Origin of the sequence: Lysinibacter sp. HNR (assembly GCF_029760935.1) — a bacterium.
In the GTDB taxonomy this organism is placed as follows: Bacteria; Actinomycetota; Actinomycetes; order Actinomycetales; family Microbacteriaceae; genus HNR.
Window position 1 is genome coordinate 73229 of sequence record NZ_CP121684.1, and the last position, 12105, is coordinate 85333.

At 59.5% G+C, this 12105-nt stretch carries 5 protein-coding genes; 3 read left to right on the forward strand and 2 right to left on the reverse strand.

The genetic code is table 11. The features are described 5' to 3' along the window. Window positions 1–4: 4 nt before the first annotated feature. Both FrondiHNR_RS00335 and FrondiHNR_RS00340 read left to right on the forward strand, forming a co-directional pair. Window positions 5–1657, forward strand: coding sequence for an MFS transporter (locus tag FrondiHNR_RS00335; protein WP_279353271.1), 1653 nt, complete (start codon window positions 5–7; stop codon window positions 1655–1657). 455 nt (window positions 1658–2112) lie between these two features. Beyond that, a complete protein-coding gene (locus tag FrondiHNR_RS00340; protein ID WP_279353272.1) occupies window positions 2113–7332 on the forward strand; it encodes an Ig-like domain-containing protein in 5220 nt (1739 codons plus the stop codon). 390 nt (window positions 7333–7722) lie between these two features. Here FrondiHNR_RS00340 and FrondiHNR_RS00345 read toward each other — a convergent pair whose 3' ends face one another. After that, complete coding sequence (locus FrondiHNR_RS00345) at window positions 7723–10125, reverse strand: Tex family protein (protein WP_279353273.1); 2403 nt, start codon at window positions 10123–10125, stop codon at window positions 7723–7725. Window positions 10126–10313: 188 nt separating this feature from the next. Between FrondiHNR_RS00345 and FrondiHNR_RS00350 the strand changes: the two genes are divergently transcribed. Further along, a complete protein-coding gene (locus FrondiHNR_RS00350; RefSeq protein WP_279353274.1) occupies window positions 10314–10652 on the forward strand; it encodes a VOC family protein in 339 nt (112 codons plus the stop codon). Between the two features lie 29 nt (window positions 10653–10681). Here the strand turns inward: FrondiHNR_RS00350 and FrondiHNR_RS00355 are convergent, their stop codons facing one another. Continuing rightward, on the reverse strand, window positions 10682–12097 hold the full coding sequence (locus tag FrondiHNR_RS00355; protein WP_279353275.1) for a bifunctional phosphopantothenoylcysteine decarboxylase/phosphopantothenate synthase: 1416 nt from the start codon (window positions 12095–12097) through the stop codon (window positions 10682–10684). Window positions 12098–12105 lie beyond the last annotated feature (8 nt).

The window sequence follows — 12105 nt, forward strand, 5'->3', positions numbered from 1 at the left end:
AAAAATGACCGCACACTCTGCAGTTGGCGCCGACACGGCGGTTCCGGAGAGGGTATCCTGGCTGCCGATGGTGGTGGTTGTTCTCACACAGATTCAGGCTTCTTTTGCGGTTAACGCCCTCACCGTTTCGATGCACGGGATCACCACCGACCTCAATATGCCGGCAACCGCGGTGGGTACCGCAATTACCGCGGGCACCTTTGCCATGGCCGCGTTCATTCTCCTGGGCGCTAAGATTGGTAACAGGTTTGGCACGCGTCGGGTGTTCCAAATCGCGGTTGTTATCCACGGGATGGGTATGGCTGGAGTGATGCTGAGTGCGAGCCCGGCCATGCTGTTTATCTCGCAGGCCGTCTCGGGCGCGGTGATTGCCCTGATGGCTCCCGCTCTTACCGTTTTTATTGCGGCCAATTTTCACGGTATGCAGCGCGCACAGGCCATCGGCCTGCTTGCCGCGGCAATCCCGGCTGCGGGTGTCCTCGCCCTGGTTATCGCGGGTACGCTCGCAACAACAATCGGATGGCGTTACAGCTTTGCCCTCATCGTTTTGCTGGCCGTTGTTAACCTTCTTCTGAGTTTTAAGCTCAAACCGATCGCTCCGAATAGCGGACTTCGCATCGATTGGACCGGGGCAACCCTGGCCGCCGTCGCCGTTATCCTGCTCAGCTTTGGGCTGAGCGGCCTGAACGCGTGGGGTGTGGTTTTGGCAACCCCCGACGCACCGTTCTCAATTCTCGGGGTGTCTCCCGCGCCCCTGCTGATTGTTCTGGGTCTCGTTGTGGGGCAGCTATTTTTTGCGTGGTTGCGCCGGGGGCAAGACTCTGATGCCCCCCGCATTTTTGACCTGCGGGTGTTGGCAACGGGTTCGGAACGGGCTGTCACAGCGTGTATGGCAATCATGCTTTTTGTGGGAACCGCGGCAAACTTTTTGATCCCCCTGTATATCCAGGTAGTTCAGGGGCGTTCGAGTTTAGAAACCTCGTTTGCAGTCATTCCCTACACCCTGTCGATTTTTCTTGCCAGCACGTTTATTGCGGTGCTGTATAAGAAGCTTCCTCCCCGGCAGCTGGCGCGCCTCGGCTTTCTGGTTGTGACCGTGGGCCTGGTTCTTCTCGCCTTTACCATTCGCAACGATTGGGGGCAGATTTTTGTGATTCTTGGCCTGGTGACCCTTGGGTTAGGGCAGGGATCAATCGTGGCCCTCGTGTTTAACACCCTGCTTTCTGCCGCTCCCAAAGAGTTGGCCGGAGATGTGGGGGCCTGGCGCGGGCTGGTGCACAACATCTCTGGTTCGACCGGTATCGCCGTGGCGAGTGTTTTTGCGGTTGGCGTGCTCGGTACGCTTATCGCCACAAGCGCGGCGGATCATCCGGAGCTTCCGCCCGAACTTGTCGCCGAGACCAACCTTGACCAAACCGACTTTATTACCAATAGTCAATTGGAGGGTCTGCTGGATTTGAGTGACGCAACCCCGCGACAGGTGGAGGCTGCTGTTGAGATTAACACCGAGGCTCGTCTCCAAGCGCTCAAGGTGTCACTTCTGGGGTTGGCGGGGATCTCGGCGCTTGCTCTGGTTCCGGCCGGGCGTATGCCGGGTCGTCGTGACGACGAGGACGAACTGCTTGAGTCCGCCACCTCCGCGGGAACGGGCGCTTAAAGATCCACTGAACTCTCGTCGAGAAGGGAAAACCGTCGCCTCAACGGAACCGAACGCCCAGCGGGTCGGGTTTTTGCGTCGGTGATAGTGACTGCTGTCGGCACCAGCGATGACTGGCGATGGTGATGACTGATGCCGGTTGCGGCCTGGATGTCGGTTGCGCCGGTGTGATTGTGTTTTTCCTCTAGTGTGGTATCTAATATTTTCCGGAAAAGTAGTGATAGATTTTCTGCAGAGTTGAGTCATAGGGGTCACAAGAAGGTGCCTTCCCTGTGTTCTTCCAGTATTTGCCCCTATGATATACGGGCAATTATCTTTAGCTTCCCTTAGCAGTCAGGTCGAGAGCCTGATCAATGGAGCCGGTAGGGAGTCTTTTTTTTTGGGGGGGGGGAAGCTTATTTAACGGGGCAACGTGCTTGCGGGCGCGCTAGTTTAAAAACTTAGGGAATAGCGAAGTGATTTTTTGGGGATTTTCTGAAGCGAGACGGTTTCGTGCCGCCCAGATTCTTTTAGGCCTGGTGCTTTCGACGGTCTTGCTTGCGCCGCTTGCGATGGTGTCGCCTGCGGCGGCGACCCCGAGTAAGTCCACGGTGCCGGAGGGAGCGTCTGAAGGCGGTGATGTTGCTGCGGCAGCGAGTACGGATCTGGCAGTCAGACCTAGCCCGGGGTCTCCGCAGAACGTTGTCGCGCAGGGTGGTGTGGGACGGGTCACGGTGTCGTGGGACGATGCGGTGCGATTGTGGTCTGGGCTGAAGACCGCCGAGGGGATTGAGCTTCCGGGGTCGGAGGCAACGGATCGTGTTCCTCGTGAGTGGGCCCTATCGACATCTGCGAACGGTAACGTGGTGGCGCTGGGTCAGCCCGGAGGTGGGTTGTACCTGTCGGTTGACGGGGGCGAGACCTTCGTTAATCAAAATCTTGGAGACGCTGTTGATAGTGCGGCGCGTTATCCGTGGGATGTTGAGGTGTCGGGTGACGGTCAGAGGGTGATCGCTGCGGTTTTCCGAGGCACCCCCAATAGCTTTAACGGTGATGTATTGGTTGCTTCGCTCCAGCCTGACGGGGTGACGTTTTTGTGGCGTTCAGTTGCCGGAACTACCCCCGGCACAATAACAAATGCTGCAAACTCGGGGGGTGCGTGGTACGTGGCCTCATCGTTTGATGGCGAGGTTTTGGTGGCTGCCCGACACTCTGCAAACGCTCTTGATATGCAGAAGGGACGCCTGTGGGTGTCTCGTGATGGTGGCGCGTTCTGGCAGGTTGAATCGGGGGCCGGTGTGGCTCCTGTGGGCACCGGCTGGACCGGCGCTGCCGTGTCTGATGACGGTTCCCGAATTGTCGTTTCGCGGAGCGGTTGGGACGCATCCTCTCCCGGGGGTGTGTATGTGGGTGAGGTTCCCGCGGATCCGTCGGTGCCCGTGCCGTTTGAACATCGGGCACAGATGACTACCGTGGGCAAAACCGCCACTTTTAACCCTCCGACTGCGATGGGGCTTTCTGGTGACGGTAAGACGCTGCTGGTCGGCCGCCACGATGGGACGCTGATAGTTTCGCGTTCGGAAACTCTGGAGAGTTTGGGTACCGCGTCGAGCCTGGTGAACCCCGAGGGTTTTGCGGTTTCTGCTCCCATCGGTCGGCGATGGTTGAGTGTGGCCCTGTCGTTTGACGGTCAGCGCATGGTGGCGGCGGGTGAGCACTATGTGGGATCGATATGGTCTTCGGGTGATGGTGGTGCATCCTGGGCCGAGGAGCCGAGCGCTGAGAGCGCGACCGCGTTATCTTCGGTTGAAATAACAGCCGACGGGTGGACGGTATATCGTGGCAACGGGGTTCGTGGTGGGACTGTTGAGAAGTCTCTTGTTCCGCGTGACGGTGGCGCAAAGCCAAAGAATTTTTTGGTGGAGTACACGGATCAGGACCCCTATGGCGCGGATTTTGATCCTGCAACGGCATGGAAACGACACGAGTATGCGGTGCCGTTAGAGAGACCTCGAAGCGTGGGTTCTCTTGATGATGGGACGTGGTACTGGTTTCGGGTGGCTCAGGTGAATGAGACCGGGGTTCCGGGACCGTGGAGCAATGCGGTGTCGGCAAAGACGCTGACCACGGTGTCTGCTCCGGGTTCTGCTCCGCAGAATTTGGATGCGCAGGGTGGAGTGGGACAGGCAACGGTGTCGTGGGACGAGGCCGTGCGCTTGTGGTCCGGGTTGAAGACCCCTGAGGGCGAAATTCCTGGCTCAAACGCCCTCACCACCGACTCTCATAAGTGGGCGGTATCGACGTCTGACGGCGGCGATGTGGTGGCGCTGGGTCAGCCCGGGGGCGGACTGTATCTCTCGGCTGACGGGGGAGAGAGCTTTATTAATCAACATCTTGGAGACGCCGCTGACGGCTCTGCTCGGTACGAGTGGGGTGTCGAGGTGTCGGGTGATGGTCGTAAGGTGATCGCGGCGAGATATCGGAACGTCAACTCTACCGCCGACGGTAATGTGTGGGTCGCCTCTTTATCTCCCGATCGGACGGGGTTTCTATGGGACTCCGTTATCGGAACCGGCAACGGTGAGATAACAAACGCTGCGGGGGTAAATAATTCGTGGCGCGTGGCTTCCTCCTTTGACGGGGAGGTTCTGGTTGCCGCGCGGCCCCGCATGGGAACCGGTGCCGCTAACGCGGGACCCCTGTGGGTGTCTCGCGATGGTGGTGTCTTCTGGCAGATCGAAGCGAGTGCCGGAGAACCCACGGCCAGCGGGCCCTGGGTCGATGTCGCGGTGTCTGATGATGGTTCACGAATTGCTGCCGCACGTGCCACGGGGACGAATACATCTCGTGGGGGTGTGTATGTGGGTCAGGTGCCCACCGACATGACGGAACCCATAAATTTTGAGCATCGTGAGCGGATGACCACCGTGGGCACGACCTCTACCCTGACGGTTCCCTCTGCGGTGGGGCTGTCTGGCGATGGCAAGACGCTGTTGGTGGGCCGTATTAACGGAACGCTGTTAGTTTCGCGTTCGGAAACGCTTGAGCAGTTGGGAACCGCTTCAAGCCTCGTGGAGCCTCAGGGGTTTGCGGTGTCTGGTGCGGGTGCTTCGTGGCGGAGCGTGGCCTCGTCGGTTGACGGTAAACGCCTGGTCGTAGCGGGTCAACACCACCTGGGATCAACGTGGTTTTCGGAGGATGGTGGTGCGTCGTGGGTGGAGGAATCGAACGCCAACGGCACGGCTGCGCTATCATCGGCTGCGATCACAGCTGACGGATGGACGGTGTACCGCGCCGATGGTCGTGTGACGGGGACCGGTGATGACGCTGTGCGGGGTACTGTCCAGCGTTCCGTCGCCCCAGCTTTTGGTTCCGGCGTTGACGAGTGGACGGTTCAGTATACGGATCAAGACCCCAGCGGTGTGGATTTTGATCCCAAAACAGCCTGGAGACCCTGGGTTCCTGAGGGCGGGGTCGTCTTAGACTCACCCGAGGAGGTGACGGGCTTGCGGAACGCTCAGGACTATTGGTTCCGGGTCGCCGCGTCCAATGTGAAGGGTGACGGCCCGTTTGCGGGTCCGATGTCTGCGCGCCCCTCGGGTCCGCCGGAGGCCGGTGATGTGCAGCGGACGGTGCACGCCGATGGTGCTGTGGCGTTTAACATTCGGGACTATTCCGTGGGTGAGGGCCCGCTTGCGATTGTGGCTGTGTCCGAGGTTTCTCCCGGTGGGGAGGGCACGGTCACTTTTGATTCGGACACGGGTGTGGTGTCCTATACGCCCAGCCGGGAGTTTCCGGATGACACGGTGGTAAAAGAGGTCGTGTTTACGTACACGGTTCGGGACGTGCTGGGTGATGAGGCGACCGGCACCGTGCGGGTCACGGTGGTTGCTGTTCCCGTGGCGGTCGGTGAGAGCAGGAAGGTTCCTGCAAGTCGCGAGGCCGTGATACCGGTTCTTGAAAACGACACGGGGCATGAGCTGAGCGTGGTGGATCCTCTTGCTAGCTCTCCGTCCGCGGGCTCTGTGCGGATCACGGGTGAGGGTGTGCTCTTTACCGCGGCGGACGAAAAGCTCACGGTGACGGACTCATTTTTGTATCAGGTACGTGATGGTGCTGGTCGTCTGTCGTCTGCGACAGCGGTTGAGCTGAGGGTTCAAGGTGTTCCTACAGCACCGGATGCGGTGGTGAGCGTTGGTCGCGCGGGTACAGGCGTGGTCGACACGGGGGCACTCTCCGCGTTTTCCGACTTTGCCGACCTCAGCCGTAGTGTGATTACGGTTGCTCCTGGCACGCACGGTGGCGTGGTATTGAACACGGATACGGGGGTGGTGACTTACACCGCGGGTGATGTTCCCGAGGGTGTTGTGGAAGACTCGTTTACGTATACGCTCACGGATGATCTTGGTCAGGCCGCTACCGGTACGGTGCGGGTAGGACTGGTGTCCGGTCCGGTTGCGCGCTCCACTGCGGTGGAGACGGGTGTGGGCCGCCCGGTCACGGTTGATGTGAGCGGCTTTTTCGCCGGTGAGGGTGTTACGGTCACCGGGTATGTCGGTGCACGATTTGGTGAGCTTCAGGAAGATACCGTCCCGGGAGTGGTGACGTACGTTCCCGAGACGGGTTTTTCGGGTCAGGACGCGTTTGTGTTTGTGGTGCGTGACTGGCTTGGTAGGGAAGCGTTTGGTGTTGTTCGGATAGTGGTCTTTAGCGCTCCGCGGGCGATGGACTATGACAACCTGGTCATGGCGCCGGGTTCGTTTTTGGTGCATAACGTCTTTCAGGGCGACGGTCCCCAGGAGCTTTTTCCCTCGATTGACGATCCTCACGAGGAGAACATCGGTGAGGAGGGCATTGATATTTCGCGAGCGGTGTTGAGCGTGGAAGATGCGCTGTCGGGTGTGCCGCAATTGCGTCGGGCGATGTATGCGCCCAAGGCGGTTGTGCAGGTCACCGCGGCATCTCACGGGGTGGCAAGTATCGAGGATGCTGCAGCCGGTTTGGTGCGATACGAGTCGTCTGCAGATAACCACGGTCCAGACACGGTGGTGTATCGGGTGGAAGATAGCGTGGGTCAGACGGGCTCGGGTGAGCTGGTGTTCACGGTGCGAGTAGCGCTAACGGGCACGGGTAAAATGTTTAGAGTTTCCCCGGGCACAAGCCAAGTCGTTATCGATCCTCTGGGTCACACTACCGGTGGGGGGCTGCAGGCCCTACGTGCTGAGGACTTGGGTGCAGCTATGCACGGTCAGGTCAGTGTTATTGGTGAGGGCGGTGAGACTCTCGTGCGTTACGTGCCGGATTCCGGATGGTCGGGGTCTGACGGGTTTACTGCGCGGGTGCATAACGACCTTGGCCAGAGTGTGACGTTGAACTATGGCGTGATTGTAGAATCTAAACACGGGGAGGGCGTCCCAGATCTGTCTTCGGGCGCTTCCAGAACTGGTAGTCCGGGTACGGCAAGTGACAATCAGGGTGCTGGTCGCCACTCCGACGCGGATGGAAAACATTTGGCGCTTACCGGCGACAGGGTGATGCCCTTTGCGGGTGCGCTCGCAATTTTGCTCCTGATTGTGGGTGTGGGATTTTTTGTTGTTCATCGTCAGCACAAGGCCGCGGGTCGGGGTCAGGCTTCTGGGAGAACTATGCCGAGCGATGTTGTGCGTGAAGATATTCGCCGAAGGCTCGGCGAATAAGTTGTGAGACGGTTATCTCCCGTTGGGTAGCAACCTGACGCACTTTCTTATCACGCTCAGGTGTAGTGAGTACGTGCCACCGGGTGAAGGCCCACGTGTCTCATTCCCCAGGACAGGCCGGTCGAGGGTTAGTTCCACAGTCTGCGGCAAAAGTGGTTGTGTCTTAGGCGTTACGAAGGGCTTTTGCTCAGCGTGTATTGCATCGACACCGGTCTTTTAGCGTTCGGTAGGCAGCAGCGTTTTGGCACCCTCGTGTCCCCGTATTGTTACAGGTACTTCTGTGGTCCGGATGGCGTGAAGTGTGCTCACTCGTGGGATGCCGTGCTTGTCTCCACTAGATACCCAAGTTGTCTTTACCCCAGAGTGACCACCGGCCAGGATCAACACGCTTTAGTCGCGAACCGTAAACCCGGCAGCTCGCAGGGCATCCGCCACGGAGCCGGAAGCCGAGGTGTTGCCACGGTTGTTGCGTGAGGTTCCGTCGGTTGTGCGGTTGTTACGCTGGGAGGGGCCGTTTTTGCCGTCGCGTCCCGGGGTGCTCCCCGCGGGGCGCTTTCCGCCCGCGCGCTTTCCGCCCGCGGCGGTGGGGTCGTCGTCGAGGCGCAGGCTGAGGCCGATGCGTTTGCGTTCAACATCAACCTCCATGACCTTGGCCCGGACAACGTCACCCGGCTTGACGATCTCTCGGGGGTCGGAGACAAATTTGGTGCTGAGGGCTGAAATGTGAACCAACCCGTCTTGATGGACTCCCACATCCACAAACGCACCAAAGGCTGCCACATTGGTTACCACACCCTCGAGGATCATTCCGGGGTGCAGGTCGGAGATTTTTTCAACACCCTCCGCAAAAGAGGCGGTGGCGAAGGTCGGTCTTGGGTCTCGTCCGGGTTTTTCAAGCTCGGCAAGTACATCGGTGATGGTGGGAAGGCCAAAAGTGTCGTCTGCGAGTTCTGCTGCCCGAACGCGACGGAGTTCTACGCTGTTGCCGAGGAGCGTGGGAACATCGGCCCCGGTGACCGTGACGATGCGCGCCACTAGCGGGTAGGCTTCGGGGTGCACTCCGGAGGCATCTAGCGGGTTCTCACCGCCCCTCACCCGGAGGAATCCCGCGCAGAGTTGGAATGCTTTGGGTCCGAGGCGGGGAACCTGAGAGAGCGCTTGGCGGGAGGCGAAGGGGCCGTTGGTGTTTCGATACTCCACGATACTCTCGGCGAGCCCGGAACCGATGCCGGATACTCGAGTGAGCAGTGGCGCGGAGGCGGTGTTGAGGTCCACTCCCACCCCGTTTACACAGTCTTCAACCACGGCATTGAGCGAGCGGGAGAGGGCGGTGTCGGGCAGGTCGTGTTGGTATTGGCCCACTCCGATTGATTTGGGGTCGATTTTTACGAGCTCCGCAAGAGGGTCTTGGAGGCGCCTTGCAATAGACACTGCCCCACGAATGGACACGTCGAGGTCGGGTAGCTCTTGCGAGGCAAATGCCGATGCGGAGTAGACGGAGGCCCCGGCCTCGCTGACAACGATCTTGGTGAGTTTGTGTTCGGTCTGGAGCCGCACCAGCTCTGCCGCGAGCCGATCTGTTTCACGTGAAGCAGTGCCATTGCCGATTGCTATGAGCTCAACACCGTGTGCGGCGACAAGTGTGCTGAGCGTGGCGAGGGACTCCTGCCATTTATTGTGGGGCTCGTGAGGGTAGATGGTGTCGCTGGCAACCACTTTGCCGGTGGCGTCAACCACTGCAACCTTGGTACCGGTGCGAAATCCCGGGTCGAGGCCGAGGGTAGCACGCTGTCCGGCGGGGGCCGCGAGGAGGAGGTCGCGCAGGTTCGAGGCAAATACTGCGATGGCGTCTTCCTCCGCTTTCTCACGAAGACGGGTGCGCAGATCAACCTCAAGACGCATGAGAATGCGTCCCCTCCAGGAGGTGCGCACGGCTCCCATGAGCCATGAGTCTGCGGGGCGGCCCTGGTCGCTGATGCCAAACTGTGTGGCAATTGCCATTTCGTAGGGGGTGATTGCGCGAGGGTCGTCTTCTGAAGGGGTTGGCTCGATTGAGAGCGATAGAATCTCTTCTTTGCTTCCCCGTAAAAGTGCCAGTATTCTGTGTGAGGGCAGACGGGTAAGGGGCTCAGAGAAGTCGAAGTAGTCGGTGTATTTGGCGCCTTTGCCCTCGGCACCTGATTTGACGGAGGAGACCAGTGTGCCCTGTTCCCACAGTCGTTCTCGAAGACGCCCAATGAGGTCGGCGTCTTCGCCAAAACGTTCGGTGAGGATGCTGCGAGCGCCATCGAGAGCCGCGGCCGCATCCGCAACACCCTTATCGGGAACGACGTAGGACAGTGCCTCTTGCTCGGGGGTGAGGCTCGGGTTGTTGAGCAGGGAATCTGCAAGTGGTTCAAGTCCCGCTTCGCGTGCGACCTGGGCGCGCGTGCGACGCTTTACCTTGTAGGGCAGGTAGATGTCTTCTAGGCGAGCCTTGGAGTCGGCGGCGTTGATATGAGACTCAAGCTCTGCCGTGAGTTTGCCCTGTTCGCGGATCGCCTCAATGATTGCCACCCGGCGCTCAGACAGTTCGCGCAGATAGCGTAGGCGTTCCTCAAGAGTGCGTAGCTGAGTGTCGTCGAGCATGCCCGTGACTTCTTTGCGGTAGCGGGCGATGAAGGGCACGGTGGAACCCTCGTCGAGTAGCGCTATGGTTGCTTCGATCTGCCCCACCCGCACACCAAGTTCGTTGGCAATCTGTTGGGGAATAGAGGGAAGAGGGAAGCTCGTGGTGTTTGCTAAGGAAGTCACCTAAAGAATTGTTGCAGGTTTTGGGGGGAGATGTGGTCGTACTGTCCTGGTGTGTGGATAACTAACTCGGTAGGGCTTTCCGCTGCGGCATGATCTTAGCGGTATTGGCGAAGGTGCACGATTGATGATGTTGGTTGCACAGGGTTGGGAGCGGCGCAGTGTCAGTGGTGGGTGGGTAGAGTATGCGCATGACACTCACACTCGGTATGGTTACAATCGACAGCCTTCATCCCGCACCCCTCGCCCGCTGGTGGGCTGAACGCCTTGAGGGCACCATCGTGGAGGAAAACGACGGGTGGTTTTATATCATCAATGTTCCCGGTTGGGGCGTTTCCCTGGGCATCCAGAAGGTGGGGGAGGTCACTCCCGGTAAGAACAAGCTTCATCTTGATTTTATATCAACAGACTCCGCGGCTGATGTCGCTACGTTCATTAAAGCTGGTGCGGCCCGGGTCGCTGAGCACAGTGTGGGGGACTATAGCTGGACCGTGCTGGCCGACCCCGACGGAAACCAGTTCTGCCTCTAGGGATTCACCGACCTCCACCAACGGTACACCTAGCCGAGGGCATCAAGTATGGTGCCCGCTACCTCCTGTTTTGTGCCGGAGGCATCCGAGACAATCTCACCGCTGCCACGAATAATCACAATCGTGTTGTTGGGAGAGCCAAATCCTTCTTCCCAACTCACTGCGTTGAGCACTAAAAAGTCAGCACCCTTACGCTGAGCTTTTGCGCGTCCCAGCGCGAGTAGTTCTTCTCTGTTTGCCGCGGTCTCCGCCGCAAATCCCACGATTGTCTGCTCCGGTCGTTTATGCTCTGCGAGGGTGGCCAGGATATCCGGGTTTTTTACCAGGGTAAGGGTGAGGGTATCCCCAGTATTCTCCTTTTTAATCTTTGATTCGGAGACCGTTTGGGGGCGATAATCAGCAACCGCAGCCGCCATAATAACAGTGTCGGCGGTGCGAGAGCTTGCGGTCATCTGCTCGAGAAGTTCTGTCGCGGTTGTCACTCGCACCACGGTGAACTGGCCCTTCCCCCGCCCGGTGTCACTGGACATGAGGGAAGCATCGGGGGTGGGGGAGGTCTCCGAGAAGCGAGCGGCACTGGCCGCAATGCCCGCCTCAACCTCCGCATCAACCTGAGCGGCAACGAGGGTAACCCGAGCACCACGCTGCAGGGCCGCCTGCGCCAGGGCAAAGCCCTGCTTGCCGCTGGAGCGGTTTGCCAAAAAACGTACCGGATCAAGTGGTTCTCGAGTTCCCCCCGCACTAATAACAACGTGGCGTCCGCTGAGGGAACTCGGAGTATTTTGGGCGAGAAGGCGCGAGTTGTGATTGACTGCTGTGTTTGGGTCGGTGACGGTCTTGTGATCGGTTGCTCCGCCCAGCCCGGTGGCCAGGCCGCGATTGGTGGCCACGGAGAGCGTGTGCCGCACAATGTCCTCGGGCTCGCTCATCCGTCCCACTCCAACGTCGGTTCCCGTGAGCATCCCGCTTGCTGGACCCACAAAGTGGAATCCACGGCTTTTCAGGAGACTCACGTTGGCCACTGTGGCCGGGTTTTCCCACATTTCGGTGTGCATGGCGGGGGCAAGAACCACGGGGGCGTGTGAGGCGAGGATAGTGTTCCCCAGCAGATCGTCGGAGATTCCGGCGGCGATCTTTGCTAGGGTGTTGGCCGTGGCCGGGGCCACGACGATAAGGTCGGCCTGCTGGCCCAGCGATACGTGACGCACCTCATCCACCTCATCGAAGATCGAGGTGTTGAGCGGGTTGCGGCTGATTGCCTCCAGGGTGGGAGCCCCCACAAAACGCAACGCATTTTTAGTGGCGATGACGTGTACGTCGTGCCCCATTTTCACGAATTCACGGATGAGGTTTACCGCCTTATAAGCGGCTATCCCGCCGGTTATCCCCACCACGATGTTAAGCGGCGATGTCGTCTCGGGCAGTATTGGTTGCTGCGCTGTCATGAGGGGTC

Excerpts from the sequence above, each read along its gene's own strand:
- FrondiHNR_RS00335 (WP_279353271.1), top strand. The coding sequence starts at position 5 with ATGACCGCACACTCTGCAGTTGGCGCCGACACGGCGGTTCCGGAGAGG.
- FrondiHNR_RS00350 (WP_279353274.1), top strand. The coding sequence starts at position 10,314 with ATGACACTCACACTCGGTATGGTTACAATCGACAGCCTTCATCCCGCA.
- FrondiHNR_RS00355 (WP_279353275.1), bottom strand. The coding sequence starts at position 12,097 with ATGACAGCGCAGCAACCAATACTGCCCGAGACGACATCGCCGCTTAAC.